The sequence below is a fragment of the Paenibacillus sp. FSL H7-0943 genome (assembly GCF_037963265.1).
Classification (GTDB): Bacteria; Bacillota; Bacilli; order Paenibacillales; family Paenibacillaceae; genus Paenibacillus_AQ; species Paenibacillus_AQ odorifer.
In genome coordinates this window covers 1,916,239-1,936,894 of the sequence record NZ_CP150148.1, presented here as the reverse complement: position 1 = coordinate 1,936,894, position 20,656 = coordinate 1,916,239, and the positions used below count along the sequence as shown (strand labels likewise).

The 20,656-nt window shown below is 43.1% G+C and carries 22 protein-coding genes; 1 reads left to right on the top strand and 21 read right to left on the bottom strand.

All coding sequences use genetic code 11. From position 1 onward, the window contains the following. Nucleotides 1–16: 16 nt before the first annotated feature. The 21 genes from essC to NSQ55_RS08250 all read right to left on the bottom strand — a co-directional run bounded on the left by essC (nt 17) and on the right by NSQ55_RS08250 (nt 19,155). Nucleotides 17–3,901 carry a type VII secretion protein EssC gene (essC, locus tag NSQ55_RS08350; protein WP_339172575.1) on the bottom strand — a complete coding sequence of 1,295 codons (3,885 nt, stop codon included), beginning with the start codon at nt 3,899–3,901 and terminating at the stop codon, nt 17–19. A 5-nt stretch (nt 3,902–3,906) separates the two neighbouring features. Beyond that, nucleotides 3,907–4,734, bottom strand: a complete 828-nt coding sequence (locus NSQ55_RS08345; protein WP_339172573.1) for a DUF5050 domain-containing protein — start codon at nt 4,732–4,734, stop codon at nt 3,907–3,909. Between the two features lie 14 nt (nt 4,735–4,748). After that, entirely contained in the window at nt 4,749–4,979 is a 231-nt protein-coding gene (locus NSQ55_RS08340) for an EsaB/YukD family protein (RefSeq protein WP_175623546.1), read from the bottom strand. Between the two features lie 17 nt (nt 4,980–4,996). After that, nucleotides 4,997–5,494 (bottom strand): hypothetical protein, encoded by a 498-nt coding sequence (locus tag NSQ55_RS08335; RefSeq protein ID WP_339172570.1) that lies wholly within the window; start codon nt 5,492–5,494, stop codon nt 4,997–4,999. Between the two features lie 14 nt (nt 5,495–5,508). Continuing rightward, entirely contained in the window at nt 5,509–5,991 is a 483-nt protein-coding gene (locus NSQ55_RS08330; protein ID WP_076103998.1) for a hypothetical protein, read from the bottom strand. A 17-nt stretch (nt 5,992–6,008) separates the two neighbouring features. Further along, nucleotides 6,009–6,203, bottom strand: a complete 195-nt coding sequence (locus tag NSQ55_RS08325) for a hypothetical protein (RefSeq protein WP_076281079.1) — start codon at nt 6,201–6,203, stop codon at nt 6,009–6,011. 29 nt (nt 6,204–6,232) lie between these two features. Continuing rightward, the gene (locus NSQ55_RS08320) at nt 6,233–7,114 is read right to left on the bottom strand and encodes a hypothetical protein (RefSeq protein ID WP_076281080.1); all 882 of its coding nucleotides are present in this window, start codon (nt 7,112–7,114) and stop codon (nt 6,233–6,235) included. Between the two features lie 140 nt (nt 7,115–7,254). Next, nucleotides 7,255–8,094 carry a hypothetical protein gene (locus tag NSQ55_RS08315; protein WP_339172567.1) on the bottom strand — a complete coding sequence of 280 codons (840 nt, stop codon included), beginning with the start codon at nt 8,092–8,094 and terminating at the stop codon, nt 7,255–7,257. Continuing rightward, nucleotides 8,072–9,544, bottom strand: coding sequence for an ATPase, T2SS/T4P/T4SS family (locus NSQ55_RS08310; RefSeq protein WP_339172564.1), 1,473 nt, complete (start codon nt 9,542–9,544; stop codon nt 8,072–8,074). The genes NSQ55_RS08315 and NSQ55_RS08310 overlap by 23 nt, the downstream gene beginning before the upstream one ends. Nucleotides 9,545–9,557: 13 nt before the next feature. Next, nucleotides 9,558–10,385 (bottom strand): hypothetical protein, encoded by an 828-nt coding sequence (locus tag NSQ55_RS08305; protein WP_076301354.1) that lies wholly within the window; start codon nt 10,383–10,385, stop codon nt 9,558–9,560. Further along, a complete protein-coding gene (locus NSQ55_RS08300) occupies nt 10,364–11,245 on the bottom strand; it encodes a hypothetical protein (RefSeq protein ID WP_076281084.1) in 882 nt (293 codons plus the stop codon). Before NSQ55_RS08300 ends, NSQ55_RS08305 begins: the two co-directional genes overlap by 22 nt. Further along, nucleotides 11,245–12,534 carry an AAA family ATPase gene (locus NSQ55_RS08295; protein ID WP_339172558.1) on the bottom strand — a complete coding sequence of 430 codons (1,290 nt, stop codon included), beginning with the start codon at nt 12,532–12,534 and terminating at the stop codon, nt 11,245–11,247. Before NSQ55_RS08295 ends, NSQ55_RS08300 begins: the two co-directional genes overlap by 1 nt. A gap of 294 nt (nt 12,535–12,828) precedes the next feature. Next, the gene (locus NSQ55_RS08290; RefSeq protein ID WP_076126491.1) at nt 12,829–13,728 is read right to left on the bottom strand and encodes a 5'-3' exonuclease H3TH domain-containing protein; all 900 of its coding nucleotides are present in this window, start codon (nt 13,726–13,728) and stop codon (nt 12,829–12,831) included. 60 nt (nt 13,729–13,788) lie between these two features. Beyond that, nucleotides 13,789–14,154, bottom strand: coding sequence for an arsenate reductase family protein (locus tag NSQ55_RS08285; protein WP_339172555.1), 366 nt, complete (start codon nt 14,152–14,154; stop codon nt 13,789–13,791). Nucleotides 14,155–14,347: 193 nt separating this feature from the next. Then, complete coding sequence (locus NSQ55_RS08280) at nt 14,348–15,334, bottom strand: RluA family pseudouridine synthase (protein WP_076206337.1); 987 nt, start codon at nt 15,332–15,334, stop codon at nt 14,348–14,350. Between the two features lies 1 nt (nt 15,335). Next, the gene (locus NSQ55_RS08275; protein ID WP_076126402.1) at nt 15,336–15,902 is read right to left on the bottom strand and encodes a cob(I)yrinic acid a,c-diamide adenosyltransferase; all 567 of its coding nucleotides are present in this window, start codon (nt 15,900–15,902) and stop codon (nt 15,336–15,338) included. Between the two features lie 171 nt (nt 15,903–16,073). Then, nucleotides 16,074–16,262 (bottom strand): aspartyl-phosphate phosphatase Spo0E family protein, encoded by a 189-nt coding sequence (locus NSQ55_RS08270; protein WP_232061510.1) that lies wholly within the window; start codon nt 16,260–16,262, stop codon nt 16,074–16,076. Nucleotides 16,263–16,513: 251 nt separating this feature from the next. Continuing rightward, on the bottom strand, nt 16,514–17,734 hold the full coding sequence (locus NSQ55_RS08265; RefSeq protein WP_036683526.1) for an aminotransferase class I/II-fold pyridoxal phosphate-dependent enzyme: 1,221 nt from the start codon (nt 17,732–17,734) through the stop codon (nt 16,514–16,516). Between the two features lie 13 nt (nt 17,735–17,747). Further along, nucleotides 17,748–18,248, bottom strand: coding sequence for an Lrp/AsnC family transcriptional regulator (locus NSQ55_RS08260; RefSeq protein ID WP_036683529.1), 501 nt, complete (start codon nt 18,246–18,248; stop codon nt 17,748–17,750). A gap of 259 nt (nt 18,249–18,507) precedes the next feature. Then, nucleotides 18,508–18,891 carry a spore coat protein gene (locus NSQ55_RS08255; protein ID WP_076126401.1) on the bottom strand — a complete coding sequence of 128 codons (384 nt, stop codon included), beginning with the start codon at nt 18,889–18,891 and terminating at the stop codon, nt 18,508–18,510. 30 nt (nt 18,892–18,921) lie between these two features. Next, nucleotides 18,922–19,155, bottom strand: coding sequence for a spore coat protein (locus NSQ55_RS08250; RefSeq protein ID WP_036683535.1), 234 nt, complete (start codon nt 19,153–19,155; stop codon nt 18,922–18,924). A 176-nt stretch (nt 19,156–19,331) separates the two neighbouring features. On the opposite strand from NSQ55_RS08250, the gene NSQ55_RS08245 reads away from it, so the two are divergent. Then, entirely contained in the window at nt 19,332–20,582 is a 1,251-nt protein-coding gene (locus tag NSQ55_RS08245; RefSeq protein ID WP_339172547.1) for an FAD-dependent oxidoreductase, read from the top strand. The last annotated feature ends 74 nt before the right edge of the window (nt 20,583–20,656 follow it).

Sequence of the window (20,656 nt, the reverse complement as noted above, 5' to 3'; positions counted from 1 at the left end):
TAGCTACACCTCCATCCTAAACTCCTACTCCCGCATTAACTCGATTCTCCTTACTCCATACGGCACATCTTAATCCGGTATATTTATTCTTTACAATGAGATAGCCATCACCTTGCTCCCCTTCTTTCTCCTGGGTTCCGTAAGGTAAAGAAACATTGTAAAGATTTTGTTCTTTCATTCTTCCTAGCAAAATCCCGGTCTGTTCTTCTCGGATAGTCTTGCCCAAGGAATCCCAATTAGAGGTAAGATCACTTGTGTTATCTGCCGCTAGAACAGCTACCTTCATACCGCGTTCTTGCTTCACAATTCGTTCAATCAGCTCATGCAGCATGTACTTGTCTCCGCTCGTAAATTCACTTAGACGATCAATAACGAAGATGATCTGCTTCCACTGTTTCATCAGAGCGCCAACGTCACCACCGGACATTCTGCATGAGAGAATTTCACTGCGTCTAGTTTCCAATTGTTCTTTGATCCCATCAATGAAATTGTCCAAATCATCCACGTTCGATAAATCCGTTACGTAAGACTGTTGTATCAGTTCATAAATGCCCATAGCAGATGAATCCAGCGCATATACCTCTATATCCTGCTTTTCGCTCATCAGCTTCATCCACGATACAAGTAAAGTGCTCTTTCCTGACATAGCCTCTCCAGCTATCATCAGCACTGGTGTTGCAACAAGGTCTATAAACACAGGCTGTAAATCATTGTTGCCCAAGCCTATGGCCAGTTGCTCTGTATTATTATTGAGCTGCCGCAGATCAATCGTAGAAGGCATCACCGGAATTGGTGAGGCTCCACTTAGATTCAAAGCCTCCATTCTCTTCAAGATGAGCTCGGTAGCGGTATGTTGATATTCAGGAAGCGAAGTCTGAAATTCCAAAGGCGGCTTGCCTCTTACCAATCCTCTGCCTGCAACCTTTGCGGGTTCCAAGCCTTCCGTTCGTCCTACAATACCATCATATTCACTCTTCTCAGTCATCTGGAAGCTGATCGCCATTTTGAAGTTAACCGAAAATTTATATCTGACCAAAGCACTATTGGTTGCTGTAGCGACCATATAAATACCGTATTTAAAACCTTCACGAGCCAGCAGCACCATTTGAGCGTCAAAATCTTCGTAGGTCTCCGATAAAGCAAAGTAGTTGTCGACTATGACTATAAATGCGGGCAGTTTTCGTCCACTTCTACGGTAATCATTGAACCCTTCACTTCCATTATTTTGAAACAGCGTTCTTCGATCCTCCATAACCCTGAACATAAAGCGCATAAATTGGTCAATTTTATCTTCTTGCTCCAGTGTCATTACCCCACCGACATGAGGAAGCTTCTCCATAGCTTTAAGTGAGCTTCCGCCAAAATCCATAATATAGATATTGACGTCATCCGGCGGATACATCAGAGCCAGCGATAAACATAACGTTTTGAGGAACACAGTTTTACCTGTACCCGGCGTTCCATAGACAAACAGATTCCCCTCAGATGCAAAATCTATCTCCAGCGCTTCCTGTCTCTGTCCTCTTGGATCATCCATGAGCCCCACTGGCACACTGAGCAGTTTCTGCTGCTGCGGCCATCTACCTTCTGCTAAGCTATTCGGCAGCAATAAATCGAGGTAGACTACATCAGGCAGTGGCGGTAGCCAAGGCCCTTTCATTGGAGAAATCCCATATTGCTTGGCGGTTTCTGTAATGTATTCAACCATGGCATGGAGCTGGGAAGCGGACTCATTTTTGGAGATTTTCTCTTCTTCAAGCGGAAAGATCTGCTCGCTTCTACCATTCAGAGCTACCTTATAGATTCGTTTGGGCTTGTTCTCCTGTTTCTGTAGTTCGCCTTTCGGATCATAATCAGCACCAGAATACGCAGATTGGAACAACTCAAAGATCTCATCATTTCCGACCTGTATATACGCCCGTCCCGGTTCCTTAATCATGGCCGCATCAGGACGTTTAATAACATCCCTACTGTCAGCCTCATCCTGCACTTTAAGACATATTTTAAATTTCGAGTTACTCCATATCTGGTCATCCACTACGCCGGCAGGCTTCTGGGTGGCAAGGATCAAATGGACGCCAAGGCTTCGACCTACCCGGGCCGTACTTACAAGCTCTTTCATGAAATCCGGTTGATCCTGCTTAAGCTCCGCGAACTCATCCGCAATCATAATCAGATGGGGAATAGCTGGCATGTCACCTTTTACATCTTTGCTATAAAATAATTTCTGGTATTTATCAATATTGTTCACGCCATATTCCGAGAAGACACGTTGCCGCCGCATGAGCTCACTTTTGATAGACAATAGTGCTCTCGTCGTTTGATTTCCATCCAAATTCGTAATGGTACCGACCAGATGAGGCATTCCTTTAAATACATCTGCCATGCCTCCCCCTTTGTAATCGATGAGAACAAAAGCAATATCATGGGGATGGTAATGAATGGCTTGGGATACGATGATACTTTGCAGTAACTCACTTTTGCCAGAACCTGTTGTTCCGGCTACAAGACCATGGGGCCCAAACCCCGTCTCATGCATATCTAAAAATAAAGCTTCTCCGCCAGCTCTCACCCCTATAGGTACGCTCATGCCCATATAGGTTTTGTTGCGGGTCCAGTTCAGAATTACATTTACTTCAGACACCTTTTCGTTCTGTAGCATTTCCATCAGCGTGATGGAGGATGGAAGCGAGAAACTAGCACTTGAATTTTTAATACGAAGCGGTGCGAGCTTTCTCGCGACTAGATCTAAATCATTTATGTCTGCCTGGTCTGGAGTAAACACGATCTTCTCTCCGGTTAATCGATTGGCCATTTCACCACTTTTTCCGTTTAAATGAATAACCGTTTTACAGTTCATGGGCAGATAAGCGGAATTCTTGGCGATAAAAAGGGTTGATACTCCAAGCTTTACACTGCCGTTGTACAAATATTTACTGATTAGCTCATTCTCAAGCAAGGAAGCGTCCTCTACAATAAAGAGATAATGGGGCAATACACCACCGCTCAAAGACCTCATCTCCCGTTCCTTCAAAGAGCCATAAATCTCGGACAAGGTCTGATGGGCAATAGCTTTACCACATAAAAGAAATCTGATATTAAACCCGTCATCCCATAGGTGGGGTACAAATTTCAGCCAATCCCATTTCTCCAATTCATCCTCTGCGGCAAGAACAATAACCCTGACATCGTCATAACCATGATGAGTCACAAGCTGTAGCAGCATCAGCTTTATTAGCACAGCTGTTTTATCGCTTTCACCGGCAATCCCGCATATTTCGGAAGTCACCAGATTAACCGTTATGGGAACATTCGAGACCTTCTCGAATTCCATGGCCAATCTCTGCGGCTCCATCAACAGCGGGTCCGTTTCAAGGATGATCGCCTGTTTGGTGTATTTGATGTGCAGTTCCAGCGGTACACTTCCCACCCCGATCCGCAGAGCCAGAAAATCATTATGTGAAGGCGTTTTTTCCCATAGCTTGTTATCCCTGCGCAGGATTCGTTGCACACATTCCGCAGGTTCCGGGCTCATTTCATTCATGGCTTTTACCTGTTGTTCGCGAGCTATCGACAATTCGCTGCGGACATCGGTTATAAATTGAAGATATTTTTCTTCCCGTTCCTTCTTCTTTAGCTTATATTTCCGAATCTGAGAAGTTGCTCCTGTCAATGACCCAATCAGTGTCATTACTGTAGTCGCAACTGAGATCAGTAAATAGATAGACTGTGAAGTCATTGCGATTAATACGGTAATAATCAACATTACGATAGGTGGAAGCAATATTCCGAACCAAGAGATTTCTGGTTTCTCGTTAATCATAGGTGGATTAGGAACATCAATTTCTCCCCGGGGCATATCCGGTAGGAAACGGGGCTGACGACTGAATTCATAGCTCATTAGATCTACCTTCCTATAAAGGTTATTGTCTCCGCCTCTCCACCAAATAGAGAGATTCGATGCCATTCACGACCACTGCAAAAATAAAGATCATTGTCCAGAACATGTAAATAGTCCGCGCTTTCCCCAGATATTCGAATACTCCCTCCATGCAATGGATCCACTCGATATATACTGTTGTCATTTAATCGGTTAGCACAATAAATATATTTGTCATCCGAGCTCATACTAAGGGCCTCTATATTGTCTACCACAGTTACCGTATCACGCTCCACATCAAGCAGCGTCAAGCGGTGTCCATTCCCGGCATCTGAAAAACACAGTTTACTTCCTATTCGGATCAGTAAACTTGTAACCATTTCACTAATCCTTTCACTAGCCTCACCGGATTCTATGCTCCTCTTAATCCCATTTGGTGTAGCATAGTAGATTTGTCCTTCATACAAGAGAAAACTCTCCACATGCTCATCAATCAGCTTCATATCACGTTTACCACTAGTAGCACAGCGATACAATCGATGGTCCTCCTCGTGAATATAGTATATCCAATCTCCATGTCGCTGAAGCTGATAACAAGGTTTGTCTAACAATACTTCTGTATGTCGCTTTACAATATCAAGCTTACAGAGCACATTCCCCTTTAACTGATCACTGTAATAAAGGAAATTTCCAGCCTCATTCATGAACCAGAACAAACCCTCATAATGAATAGGCACTGCTTGATCATTCGCTCTATCTAAAGAATAGGTTCCTGAATAATTTTTAATATCCGTAATAAAAAGAGATTCATCAGCCTTTAGGATTAATCCGCCACTTTGCAGGTTGCTATTCATTTCATTGCCCCTTCTCAGATAAGTGTGAGCAGTGCGCCTTGGGCTACACCTTCTTGATCCAAGGTTTTACTATTACTTAATATTCTGCCTAATGGCTCAGCCTGAAGCTTGGCCCCGCTTCTCTCCTTTAAGCTCAAGGACTCCATTAACATGTCTAACAGTTCTTCTATAGTCACAAACACCGGAACTTTTAGGTCCATTCTTAGAGCTGTATCCGTTTGAAAAGTAACCATTATATAATCCATTCCGATTATTCCTTTCATCAATTCTTAACGGAGAGAATATATTTCCTCTCGCTAATTAACTGATAATCTACTTCTTTGTCTGCTTCTTCAGCGAGCTTTAAGTATCTGGTTTTAAATTTGTATGTTGCCTGTGCTTTCACATTAACTTCTGATACTCTTTGACTGGTTTGGGCATTCTCCATGTTAGAAAAATCTAAACTTACCGTAAAATCATTGTATCTATCATCATTGGATGTAAATGTAAGCACGTTGCCATCATCGGTCTGTTCCGATACATTTAGAGCGCTTTCGAACGCATCTGAAAAGTATTCTTTGAACCTCTCCTCGTTAATCACCGCATCCAGTCCACGTAGCAGTTCATACTCCAAACTCCGATCCTTAGCTGCCCGGCAAGCATTTGAGATCGCAGTGCTCAGCACTACCTTCTCTCTAAATACAATGCTCATCTCCACCAAAGGCTCCACAACAATTGACACTAGAATAATCAACAATACTCCTACTGCAATATTTTTCACCAAAAGTCATCCTATCAATCTATATAGTAGTCCAGATCCTTATAATGTTTCAGGCCTGTCGTTGACATGGAGAAGTGGACCGGAATTTCACGTTCCAGCTTCTTTCCCCATAAAGTGATAGAGAAAGGATACACAGCTTTAATCTCAACCGTAAGTGGTTCGCCTCTTTGCCGATAAGGTTTATTCCATTCGTTCCCTTCATCGTAATATGAGGTTTCATCATCATTACCAATCGCATTATCATGATCTGCATTAGTGACCGTAATGACAATATCATCGGCTTTATCTCGGTAAATAGGGCGCTCCTGTAATCTCTCCATAGCATCCTCATAATACGATTCCTTCAAGTAGTTATCACCAGCTACAATCTGCGAAACACTATACGTCTCTGTGACTAGCGTTAAATACCATGGGAAAAAGAAAGCCAAATTCACAAACAGCAGAATCGTAACCGAAGTCAGTATGGTAAGTAATACTGCCTTTGCTATCCCTTGCATTGTATTTTCACCCCAAATTAGCTAACCATCTTTTTGATCAAATCATCGAATAAAAATGTCCAGATATCATCAACCCATCCTGCCAGTACTCCGCCCTTTAAATAAGTGACTACCACACCAATTAATATAATAACGCCGACCGTAATCGCGATTTGCTTGATGCCTACTTCCCCTTTTTCCTCCACTAGCAATTCCTTTAGATCTGTCTTCATTCGTGTATCCCCCTATAAATAAAATTGGCTTATTGAAACATCTTCATCGAACTCAGAATGGTAAATAAATAGTACATAACGATATAAATGGCCAACACTATAATCAGTAGAAATTGGATTCTTGCACTGCTGCGCTGCCTGCTCTCCAGTTCTTCTTCCAAAGCCCTGATTCTGAAGCCATCTAATTCATTCTTGAGATATGCCATCTGAGACACATTATCGTATCCTTTAAGCCTAGTCTCCATAATGTCGCAGAACTTGATCACATAATGCATTGGAATCCGTTTCTTCAGCTGCTTAAAAGCGAATTCTTCTCCGTAATCAATATTATCCAGCATCACACCAAGCTCCTCGGCTATATCAGGATTTGCACTGGGAATGTAATCCTTAAGCACATCCGAGAAATGTATGTTGACCGACTTTATATACTGGTAATAGACCATACTATAAAAGGCTGGGAAATCCAGGGATATATTTTTGTTCTTCTTATCGATAATCTTCTCCAACTCGACCACCGGATAGAGCCAGCCCAGCATGATGAAGATGGCAGAGATACAGCCAAGCAGGATGTTCACCTTCCATAGCAACAACATAATCACAATAGCACTTAGCGAGTACATGAATTGCTCGGTCCGTATTTCCTCTGGAGTCTTTTGTAGATCAAGTCGGTCAATGATTTTCTTGAATCTTAACCTTTCAGCACTTCCCAATAACCCTTTAACATATTTCATTGCAATTCTTCGTTTATATTGGTTGAACTTCTCTTTTAACGCCGCATTTTTACGCTGCTTGATATATTGACGTGCACGTTTTTTCTGTTTTCTGCTCACAGGTTTAAAGAAGGGGTATAACAATATCTTGATCAAATAAAGGATGGAGAGCATGGCTATCAGCTTAACTAGGAATATCATTTGCGCTCACCACCCATGCCGACGTTCCCTTGGAGTACCTGGCTGCGTGCAAAGCTTAAACAAATGACACTAATCAATATTGTGTTGATCAATTTCCCAACATTACTTACAAGCATAAATTCTCTAAAATCCTTTACAGTTTATGCGTACAAGAAAAAAAGCACAATGATTCCGGTTTTAAACATAAAATCTCGATTCATCTTTCTAAAAATCCGTTCCTTTTTAGAGTTAATCTCGCGCAGCACGGCATTTTCATCTACAATATCGAGGAAAATGTCTGCCATACCTTTTCTTTCGTTATATTCGAAAACCACTGCTTTTTTTGTGAAATTATCAAATTTAGGACCAAGCTGTCTATTTAACAGCGTAATAGCTTGCTTAAAGGAATAGCCGTTGTTATCACAATTATCTATAAACTGCTGGAAATAGGGCCTAAGGTTAGGACTGATATATTCATCGCTCTCCATCACCTTTTTAATGGCTACTAGTACACCTTCACGGGCTAACGGACAAATTACATCTTCGGCATCCATTATATTTTCCAGCCGTTCTGCTTGGATGGCTCTAGACTGCATCACGAAAAAAGTAAACAAGCCTACAAAGATTGAAATCGTGATCACAAGCGAAAGCGTAATGCTATTCATAAGCAGAACCACTAGCAGAGCTATAATAGCAAAACAAATGCAAAGCATTGAGGTGAAGCTCTCCAGTGTAAAAGGCATATTAAAATCTAAAATTAGACCCTCTACCATTCGATTGTATTTCGCATAAATATTTTCCTTCTGCCTGACAATTCGTTCCTTCTTGATCCGGTCGACATAACGCTTTGTGTTATACTTGCCAAGGTACTCTGCGAGGGTATCCATAACGTCGAGAACATATCTTACAGACCCCTGAAAAAACTTGACCTCAAAGATGGCGTTAAATAGTACAAATGCAGCCGTACCAAGAAGTAGACTAATGATTAAAGTTGTATTCATCGAATTCGTACACCTCTGTTTCGCCCTCCAACGGATCCTTGGTAAAGAACTCAAACCTGCTTCTCTTAATTCCGGCCTTGAGCATTAGCTGCTGTATATTCTCCGAGATCTTTCCTACACGTAAATGTCTGCCAACAATTTTGATCATCTTCTTGCCTTCAATCATCTCTTCAATAACATCATCACAATCAAATCTATAGATTTGATTAATCAGTGGATTCAAGCCATCTGAGCCCAAAATCTCTGAAATTGAAGTCACTTTACGCGTACCATCTGCCAGTTTCTCTTGAAAGATTACAAATTTTACAGCACTGCAGATATTTCGTAGAGCAAGTTCCGCTGGCTCATTAGAGGCCATTAGATAGGCCGTTAGAAATCTGAAGATCGCTTCCTTATCCCCCTCTGCATGAAGTGTGGAAAAGAAATAGTGTCCCGTCTGTGCTGCTCGGAGCGCTGTGGCGAATTCACCGGGTGTTCGAAGCTCCCCTGGTCCAATCCAGTGAGGTGATTGTCTCATCGCATTAATAAGCAAATTTTCCATAGTCGCTGGGCTTGAGTCATCATCATCAGGGACCGACTCGTATTGCAACACATCATTCAGCACTCTACCGTGTTCGCTGTTATCTTCTCTTTGAATCAATCTCATCTCCGAAGGATTTTCAATGGTAATGATCCTTGATAGAGGATTGATCTCCTTCACAAGAATTTCATTTAGCGTTGTCTTTCCGCTTCCTGTCGGTCCCACTGTAATCCAGGATAAGTCTGATTTCGGGATCAAAGACAATAATTTATACATGTTTGAGGAGAAGGATTTATTCTCAATAAGCATTTTCGGAACAATACTCTTCTTGCTGAACTTTCGGATCACAAACGCTGGTTGGTCATACGGTGAGATCTCAGCATGAGTGGCATTCACACGATACCCCTCAATCGTTCTGGCATTTACCATGGGTATCTTTGGAATCAGCCGAACCTTGGAGATACCTATAAGCTTGGCGATAATCCGTTCCATATGATCACGATCTGTAAAATGTTGATCCCACTGCAGGCTTCTTCCGCCGCTTTCCACAAAGATTTGATCAGGTCCGTTGGCTCTGATTTCATCTATACCAGGGTCCTCCATAGCCTTGGTAATAGGACCATAGTGAGTGATTTCATTGGTGAGTGCGTTTTTCAACTCTGCTAGGTCATAAAATCCCTCGACAGAAGGTTTCTGTGCATCTACAAATTCATTTATGTAAGCCTTCGTCATTTCACGTTTTCGAGCAGGGTCGCTTTCTCGCCTATAGGCATGTGTCGTTATTTTCGTAATATATTTTTGGCATAACTCCAAAGCCTCATCAAAGCTTATGGTCGTATATTTACTAGCCAGATCCTCCATGTTCTCCTTCGGCCCTACCTGATGCAGTACTTTTTGCTGCATATCGCTAATTTTCGCACGTGTCAGCAAATCGCTCTCCCCTTTACTGATCCGCCAACCGATCGGCCAGTTTTTGGATCTCTTTTTTGAAATATTTATTGATTAGGGGGTTATCTTTTATGTACAGCCTGCCCTCATGTGCACGAACTACGGCATCCTTCACAAGTGGCAGTACAGAAACTATGTTAAAACCCATATCCTTCATAACCTTATAATCAAATTCAACATGCTGAATATTCATCATCACCACACTGGTGAACTTAGCCGTACTTATCCCCACCGATTTAGCATAGTCCAGCAGCTTCACCATATTTATTGTAGCTTCCATCCTCTCTGTTGCCGTAAAGAATCCTATGTGACAATACTTCATGGCACCCAGACAAAATTCCAATGGAGGGTTGTTGGGAATGTCGATCAGCACGATATCAAACATCTGCTTAAGTGTAGTAATTACACGCTCTAAATTTCCAAACTCAAAATCAAAATACTCCTCCATTAGATCCTGTGGACTAGCTGATAACAGGAACAGCTTCTCGTATTTGGTCCGCTGTAATTCATCTCGGAAATCTACCTTGTCGCTTTTCAACACCTTAATTAATCCTTGCCCCTTCTTATGTGCAGGGACATCTAGAAATTGATATAAGTTTGGATAAAACACCTTAAGGTCAACCACACAAGTATTTAGACCCTTTTGAGATAACAAATATCCTAAGTTGCTTATGAGCATGGCATTATCTACACCATCACAAGCAGGTATAAAACCTACTACACTATAAATCAGATTATTCTCTTGAAGTTCGGCACCGACGAGATCCTTAGATGATATTTTCTGAAAAATGCTGTCGATTCCTAATCCTCTTTTCCGATCCACGATTCCACCTCTTTCTCCAAAGTGGGCAATTGGTCAATGATGACATCACTACTTTTTCTGCTCAGTATGGTAATCAGAAATGAATTTCCATTAAGTCCTTTGTATTTGGCATAGTTGTTAATTTGTGCACTCGTCCCCTCGAGAAGTAATGCTTTAGGTTGAATGTTCTTTAAGAAATCCTTACTCTTCATAACATTTTGTTTCTTATCCTCATCCAGTTTCTGCACTTCTTTATATACTTCGTAGATGGAATGACTACTTGCGTTGAGCATATCCTTCACAACAATGCTTTCAAACAATACTTCAGTTTTTTTGATCGTATTGGTGGACTCGGAATAAATAGCGTTTGGATTGCCACCCGCGGTATCCTTCTCCTCTACCTCATAGGACACACGGATACGAACACGGTCTCCTGGCATTAGAATATCTCCACCAACCTCCAGAAAATTATAAGGAAGCGTCAAGACCTCATTTTCCTCATTCACTTGATACAGCCATTCATTTTTTTGCGGTTTTTCATCCAGTAACTGATCTTTGTAGAGCACGCTGTTTTCTCGAAGATAATATGCGGACAGTTTATCCTTCACCGAATCTATATCTTCAGACAACACCATGTCCTCCGTGTATTCTTTTTTGATAATATTGTATTTCTCAATCATAGGTTCCGTAATGACTACGTAAGCCGGAATACCATCACTCTGCTTCACCCGCAACACCTCTACCACATCGCTGGCATCTTTGCTGGCTTTCGTAATGAACATATATGAAACCACGATGATCAATAGACTAAAGAGCAATGCTGCAATCCGCTTGAACATTTGCTTATTGGGTGTCGCGTTTTTAAGCCCGCTTAAATCCATTAACTACTCCCCTCCAGTAATCTAAGAAGTATATTTCCATATGCCCGCTCATGGTCTTTGTTTGAATATACAAGCGGCACATCGGTTTCAATCTGAGTATCAAAGTCCGTGTCATAAGAGACATGACCTGCCACTTTCATTCCGTATGTAAAGCTTTCTAAAAGACCGGATGTAGCAATTGCACTTACCTTATCTGGTACGAAAATTTCACCTTGAAATCTGGAACGGTCATTATATTTGGTGACAATTACTTTTGATTTAGCATTCAAATAGGCCGTATTTTCCTTATTCAGTGTCTCTTCCACATTCCTCAGAGTGCTTAAAACAGCATATAGATTATTGGGAATACAGAGGCCAAAGCTGTCGATATGGATTAATGCTTCTCGAAATCTGTCTAATAAGTTCAGTGGTAGATCCAATAGGATCAAATTAAATTTGTTTCGGAGTAAGGACAACAGACCGACAAGTTTAGAGCTGGTGTAAAATTGCTCGATTAACTTGGGGTCGGAAAAGCTGTAACCCAGTCCAGCCAGCCATAGATTTTCTTTCAAATGAAAAGCCGTAGTCAAACAATCCTGAGGTCTTGCTAACGTTCGGATGAGAGATGCATTTATATCTTCATCCCGCTTGGTTCGTTCATGAAAGCTGCTAAAATACATATTCGTACTTCGATATTCGATGTCCATATCCACGATTATTACATTCAGACCCCGTTTACTCGCTTCACTTGCAACATTGATAGTTGTGCTAGTAATTCCGCATCCACTATGGCCGGTTATCGCTACAATACGACTAATCCCTCGGCTAATCTTATCAAGCTCCCTAGTAAGGGTATCTGTAGCCTGTAATTCAGTTGGGGCTTTCAGTTTCGGTTTAAAGCGATCCAGAAACGACCCTTTTCTGTCTATACTCTTTTGATTGCTCTTATCGTCGTGAAGTCTGGAATGTTGTTTCAATTGAGGTTTGGTATCGGATAAATGCTCAAGAGCTTCCTGAAATAATACTGGTGTAATGCGTATGTATTCGTAATTCTTAATTTGGAGATTCGGATATCTATAGCTGAGATTCTCCCATTCTTTATCTTTCCTTATGTGCCTGGTGAGGATTAAAATCTTTACATTTGACTTTTGATTATATAAGAGCCAATTGATTAGGTTATTTAAATCACTCCTGTTCTGTTCCATCCTCAGAGATAATCCATCATCTGTTATTAATATGCTGTCTATAGAAGGATTGATGTTTTGCAAAAACTCCAAAATACCTCCAAGGACTAATTCAGACTCGTTCACTACGTCTATGGTCCGCCTGCAATAATTACCTACTATCTTCTGGAACTTGTGCGTGACCAAAAGTATCTTCATCTCATCATCACCTACTATGGAAAATAATCCCTATGTATTTCCTTTGAAATTTCATTAAACCAATATCCATGATTAGAAACCTTAATTTGTAATTAAGTCAAAAAAAGACATATATTGATAAATTTCCACATGAATTCGACAACAAAAAAAGCAGATCAAGGAAAGTAACCTTGACCTGCCATTATGTTTATTCACCTTTTCATCAGAAGAGAACCACTCTCCTTAACCCAGATCACCTAACTCAATCTGTACAATTCCCCGTTCGTCCTGCACCTCAGCGATCAAATGCATCAGGCTGCCAAATTCCAGTTCTTGAAATTTACGCGCGGCTGTTTCCCGTTGTAATTGCCATAAAGCTTCCGCCAGCTCACAGACCACAGGCACATCACAACGGATTTCAGCCAGCTCTCTTGATAGATGCAGCATATCAAGGTCGGCTTCAATTTTGGACCGTACACCTTTAGGGAGCAAGTGAAGATTCTCAATTACACCTTCAACTGTACCGTATTCCGTTAACAGCTTCAGCGCGGTTTTCTCACCAATCCCTTTTACACCAGGGTAATTATCACTTGTATCGCCCATAAAGCCCTTCAGGTCAATAACCTGTCTAGGGGTTAGACCTTTATCCTCAAGCAATTCTGCAAGGTCATAAACTTTATAGTTGGAGCGTCCTTTTTTCATAATGACGACCTTAACATTCTCATCAATAAGCTGCAGCATATCATGGTCACCCGTCAGAATGTAAACCTCAGAATTATCGCTGTAACAGGATGCTAGCGTACCAATGCAATCATCTGCTTCATAGCCGGCAAGACCGATGTTTGGCACACCTAGCTCAGCCACTACTTCTTTTACTAGATCAAATTGCGGAATTAATTCCAGCGGAGCTTCGATCCGGTTGGATTTGTATCCATCATATTTCTCGGTACGGAACGTTCCTTTACCCATATCCCAGCAGCATACGACATGAGAAGGCTCAAACGTACTTACTGCATCAAAAAAATACTGCAAAAATCCATATACCGCATTCGTCGGTAAACCTTCTTTTGTCTTGCGAATATATCCTCCATAAGAGGTCGCATAAAAGGCCCGGAACAGCAGAGCCATTCCATCTACAAGCATTACCCGGCCCGTTGTATCTGTTCTCACTTATAAACCTCTCCCTTGATCGTTGTATTGATATTAAACATTAGCCCAAGTATTGGCATATTGGTCTTCTTTGAATCCCACCGTAACTTTAACTCCATCGGTGACAATCGGACGTTTGATCAACATCCCGTGGCTTGAGAGCAGTTCTAACTTCTCCTGTTCCGTAAGCTGGGGCAGCTTGTCCTTCAGACCTAATGATTTATATACTTCACCGCTTGTATTAAAAAACTTCTTCAGCTCAAGGCCGCTGTTCGCGAGCAGCTCACGCAGCTCGTCCACCGTAGGTGGCTGCTCTGCGATGTGCTGAAGCTCCAGCTCATGACCTTGTCCCTGCAACCATTTCACTGCGCTGCGGCAGGTGCTGCATTTGGGATATTGATATACTTTTAATTTGCTCATGCTGTGCTCCTTTAATAATCGGCTAATAATATCGTAACTACGGGGAATGTTTGGATTTCTGGCCGCTGTTGTCTACAGATTTCTTCAATTTCACCGTTAAACGAGGTTGAAATCCGCAGACAAGGGCGGTCGCTATCGCTCCTACAGTTCCAAGCTTCCCCTTCGCCACTCCATCGCCTGAATTATAATTTTATCACAAATCCGCTGTCGGACCTTGCTCCAATATTTTCTCCAAGTCTGCCATATCAGGTGGCAACGGGGCCTCGAAAATCATTTCTTGCAGAAGCACCGGGTGCTTGAACGTCAGACGGACTGCGTGCAGTGCCTGACGCGGTATGGAAGCATCGAGTGCTGCAACGGTCTCTAATTGCTCGCTTTGAGTTGAAGTCAATTCTGGTAGATTGTACAGCTCATGACGGTACATGCTGTCCCCAATCAGCGGACAGCCGATTGAGGTCATATGGACCCGAATCTGATGCGTACGCCCACTCTCCAGCTTTAGTTCAACTCTAGAGCCAGCTGAATACACCTGCTTAACCTCATATCGGGTTAGGGAAGGATATCCATCCGGTGTCACGATACGCCGATGTGGCTCCTCAGGATCACGATCGATAGGGCCGTCGATATCGCCGGATAACTCCGCAGGAACCCCGTGAACAAATGCAGCGTAACGCTTATCCACAGTACCGGCGATCATCTGCTCGGAAATATGCTGATGGCTGTAAGGATTTTTGGCGATCACTAACACACCGGAGGTCTCCTGATCCAGACGATGAACAGGCCGGAAACGGAAGCGTTCATTCTTCTGTGCCCAATAATAAACCACGCCATTGGCAAGCGTGTCGGTGTAATGTCCATGGGTGGGATGAACTATAATTCCCGCTGCCTTGTTAACCACTAGCAGATGTTCATCTTCAAATAAAATCTCAAATGGAATCGGCTGCGGCAAAATATCATCCGAAGTCTCCGTTTCCATGCGAATCTGCACGGTATCTCCTGCCTTTACATGCACACTAATGTATACACGTTCACCGTTTAATGTAATGCCTTGCTCCGTCTGCTTCAGGCGAGAGAGCAGCTTGCGTGAGACATCCATCCGTTTGTGCAGGATGGTCTTCAGCAGGAAGTCATCCTCTTCAGGCGGTATGATATAAGTAATGGGTGAATAATAGCTTGTCATATTAGTCTCGGAACACCTTTTTACTGCGGATGTATTCTACATCAGTAATCCCTGACCGTGTATTAGCCGTTCTAGCCAAAGCGAAAAAATAATCCGACAATCGATTGAGATAAATCACCGCTTCTGGGTTAATGTCCGCAGTTCGCCCTAAGGTAACCGCCCGGCGTTCTGCACGACGGCAAACCGTGCGGCATACATGTAGAACCGAAGCCAGCTGACTACCTCCTGGCAGGATAAATTTCTCAAGTGGCGGATTCTCCTCTTGTAGAGTATCTATCCAGCCTTCCAGCCGCTGAGCCATCTCACTTGTCACCATATATTGACCACCATCAGCAAGTCTAACAAATGCTAAATCCGTGCCGCAATCAAACAGCTCATGCTGTATTTCGAGCAATTGCTCGCGGACATCGTCGAAATTATCACTTTCCATCAGGCTTCGTGCTTGCCCTACAAAACAATTCAGCTCATCGATCGTTCCGTAGGCCTCGACGCGGACATCATCCTTGCCGACCCGGCCGCCAATCACTGAGGTCTGACCTGCATCACCCGTACGTGTATAAATCGCCATGGTTTAAGCCTCCTATCCATTCTTAAAAAACATATACTGATAGTTTAAGCTTTCTGCTATAAGGAAGGCAATAAAGATAGCAAATTAAGAGTATACACAAAAACACCATCATTAGTAAGAGTGCACAACAAAAAGAGGACCCTAGGGTCCTCTCAAGAGCATTCAGCAGCACTATTTTCCAGCTGGACGCCCCTTCATGTACTCATTTATTTTGAGGTCCAATAAACTGCTAATTTCAATCACATTATCCGAAGTGAATGATTTTTCCTGCAGGAAAAGCTGCTCCATCTTGCTGCGGAGTATTCTAATTTCATCTTCCAGAGAGAGTATGCGAGCAGAAGCATCACCCTTGGGGGGTATTTTCCCATTTCCAGAGAAACATTTCCCACCATAGGAAGGTAAGTAATAATCGGCGCTAAGCACAATCATCCCTCCCAAAAGTATTATTGAGCGCGTGCTGCAAAAGAGCATAAAAGTTAAATAAAGCAACTTCAAAGCAACGCCTTAGTTCCAGAGTAAATGAATCCTTTTAAGTTCTATTATAGGGGCTAATTACTCTCAAAGTAAAATAATACCATAGGATTGTATGATCGGCTATAGTTCAATTTTCACTAATCCGTTCTCTCACGTGTAAGCTTTGTGACAAAAGCACCAATGCGTTCTACTGCTTCGTTCAGTTGGGATACTGATGTGGCGTAGGAACAGCGTAAGTAACCTTCTCCACCTAATCCAAAGACACTTCCAGGCACAGCTGCAACCTTGTATTCAAGCAAAAGCCGCTGAGCAAATTGATCAGAAGTCAGCCCTGTCTTGCGCACGCTTGGAAAAGCGTAGAAGGCGCCCTGCGGCTCATGGCACTCCAGCCCCGCATCGCGTAGGCCCTTGACGATCAACCTCCGCCGTTGGTTATAGGAATCCACCATCCGGTCCTTCTCTTCCATCCCATTGGTCAGCGCTTCAAGTGCAGCCACCTGTCCCATAGAAGGAGCACACATCACAGTATACTGATGAATCTTAAGCATTGCAGCGATAAGATCCGGGTGACCACAAGCATACCCCATCCGCCATCCGGTCATTGCAAAAGCTTTGGAGAAGCCGCTAACCAGAATCGTACGGTCTATCATGCCTGGTAAAGAGGCAAAGCTGACGTGATTAATGCCATAAGACAACTCTGCATAAATCTCATCTGAAATCACTATAAGATCATGTTTCTCTACTACCTTAGCAATCGGCTCCCAATCTTCTCGGGTCATTACACTTCCCGTAGGGTTACTTGGGTAACATAAAATCAGAACCTTGGAGCGCGGAGTGATTTTGGCTTCCAAGCTTTCTGCAGTAAGTTTAAAGTTATTCTCACCAACCGTTTCAATACCTACAGGTATCCCTCCACCAATCGCGGTAATCGGCGAATAAGAGATGTAACAAGGCTCCGGAATCAGAATTTCATCCCCCGGTGAAATCAGCGCACGTAGTGCCAAATCGATGGCCTCGCTTCCGCCAACGGTTGCTATAATTTGATTGGCAGGATCATATTCCACAGCAAAACGGCTGTGTAAGTAATTCGCGATCCCTTCCCGCAGTTCAGGCATCCCTGCATTGGATGTATACCCTGTAAACCCTCTTTCCAGCGAATAGACGCAAGCCTCTCTGACATGCCATGGGGTCTTGAAGTCAGGCTCTCCAACTCCCAAAGAGATGATATCCTTACTGCCTGCAGCCAGATCAAAAAACTTGCGGATACCCGAAGGTTGAATTTGCTGTACCAACGGGGCCAAATAAGAATCCATTGATTTGCTGTCTTCTCCAGTTAGCTGCGATTTATTCGTGATCATATGATTACTTCCTTTATGGAGAGATCATCAGACGGTTGTCTTCCTCATGCTCTTCGAAGATGATCCCGTCCTGTTTGTATTTTTTAAGGGTAAAATTCGTTTTGGTTGAAAGTACTGAATCAATTGGAGACAGCTTCTCAGATACAAAATTGGCCACTTCACGTAAATTCCGGCCTTCCACTTCCACCAGAAGATCATAAGCACCAGACATCAGATAAACTGATTTGACCTGTGGATACAAGTAGATTCGCTCAGCAATCCCTTCAAAACCACGCCCTCGTTCAGGCGTAATCTGCACCTCAATCAGTGCGGTTACCTTCTCATCGTCCACTTTATCCCAGTTTACAACGGCGGCATATTTTACAATGACATGATCTTTCTCCAACTGCTCAATCGCAGTCTTCACATCTTCTTCTTCCGCGCCAAGCAGCGTTGCTAAGAGTGCAGTAGATCTTCTCGCGTCTTCCTTAAGCAGTTCCAGCACTTTCCTCTTAAGCTCGTTCATTTCCTTCATGCCTTCCCTCCGGATAGTTCGCCAATGACGGTACGCTATTAATGCGTCGCCCCGCGAAAAGAGTTTAATACTAATATGACATGAAATGTGCATCTCTGCAAACAAAATAACCCCATAGGAGCTTCCATGAAAGGCAGAGTTTACATAGAACATACACAAAAAAATAGAAAAAACGCCCGTTCTACCGGATTTAACCAGTAAAAACGGGCGTTATCTCCACACACATGAAGCGATTTGCTTCATTCGCCAACCATCATGGTTACATTAAATGAGAAGGCTGATGTTGTCCGTTAGCCGGGATATGAGCATTCTGAGCGTATGCGCCAAATTGCCCGGTTTTTTGTTGAACAAATTGCCCGGTTTGCTGTTGCATTTGCTGTGCGGTTTGAAGCTGCTTGTCCACATCTTGGCGCAATGCTTTTGCAGGTGCAGGATACATATTCAGTTGAGACATATGCGTGTATAAATCACCTTGGAGTTGCAAAGTGTCCATGGTCATAGTGTTAAAAACCCTACGAACGGCTGGACATGCTGATTCTGTAGCAGCTGTAGCATATTCGCGTACGGTCCGCTTCAAATCACACAAAATGGTGTTTAGTAAATCCTCATCCGGCATAAATGCCCCAGTATTTTGCGCGTTCATTAAATAACCTCCTTAGAATTAATATTGCAATTATTGTGGGCTTGTTGGCGCGTATTGTTGATGTTGTTGGATTAACTGAGTGAGCTCAGTCATGTGTTTGGTGTGATTTTGCATATGCTGCATACAAATTTGACGAACTTGTTGATTCTGTGTTGTCGCAGCTGTTGCTGCACATTGCTTAAGAAGCAAGTCCTCATTAGAGATGGAGTCAGCGATATATTCCAATTCCTTACCACTTAGCGCTTGCATTTGCGTTGATTGCATTTGTTGTAGTCCCTCCTTGTAGTTGATTCATACAGGCTTTAGTATGCCGCCTATGCCCGCGATTTATTTGCCGAAAGGCACTAGAGAGTTATGACAGAAATAAGAACATACCGCGAATGAGACGATAAAATGCCGCCAATACTAAATCACGGCACGAATGAAGGAGCGAACAATTCATGAATTTAAATAGTGGAAATACACCTTGGTCAAGCACTTTACAGAACCCTCCAACTTACCCCTCTCTAGAAGGTACTATTCATTGTGATTGCCTGGTTGTAGGCGCCGGAATGGGTGGGGCAATGGCCGCCTATCGCTTGTCCTTAAGTGGAGCGGATGCTGTTCTGATCGAAAAAAGACGGGTCGGCAGCGGCAGCTCGCATGCTAACACTGGACTCCTGCAGATTTCCAACGATAAATCGTTAACCTCATGTATGAACACCTTTGGGCAAAAGAACGGTTTGCTCTTTTATCAGTTATGCCAGGCTGGGGTAAGGAACATTCTGGACCTGCCGGACAAGCTCGATATCGATCCGCAGATCATTCCTCGCAGCAGTCTTTTGTATGCCAGCACTCCTGCGGATGTACCTGCATTGCGGGAAGAATATGAGAATCTCGTGGCTAATGGCTTCGATTCTGAATTCTGGGAAGAGGATAAGATTGCAGCTCTGTACTCTTTTTCAAAACCAGCAGGACTTTATTCACGTGGGGATGCCGAAGCGAATCCTTATCGAACGGTGCACAGCCTAATCGCCAAGGCAGCGTCGAATGGCGTCCGCGTCTTTGAACAGAGCGAAGCGAAACATTATGAGTTTACTGAGAATGGCGTGATTTGCCATACAGAAAGTGGCCGGATTATTGCCAAGGATGTTATTTTTGCAATGGGTTATGAAACACAGGAATTCAAAAAAGACCGGGGCGCTGAGCTGATCAACACGTATGCAGTGATGACCAAACCTCTAAAGGATTTTCCAAAGTGGCATGAGCGTAGCCTGCTGTGGGAGACAGCCCGCCCTTATTTATATTTTCGGACAACCCCTGAAGGCAGGATTATTGCAGGAGGTAAGGATGAGCAGCTGACAGACCCCGAACGTCGTGAGGTCCGGGTGATTTCTCAAGGTCAAAAATTGCTCGAAGAGCTTGAAGCCTTATTTCCAGAAATTAAAGGCATTGAGCTGGAGTACTCCTGGGGTGCTGTGTTCGGTTCTACTCGTGATGGACTTCCATATATCGGCCCACATCCAAAGTTCCCTCACTGTTACTTCATCGAGGGCTACGGAGGCAATGGGACGGTGTACAGTATGATCGCTGCGGAGTTGTTAACGGATACGATTGCCGGCAAACATCGGCCTGAGTTAGATTTATTCTCACTCACCCGATCAGCCAAACCCTCTCCTTCTAAGAGTTTGGACGTGATGAAACAGAACTGATTTTTGTAGAAAATAAAAACGGGGCTGTCCCTCGCAGCCGCTTCACTGCTTTTTGGACAACCCCGCTTTTTATT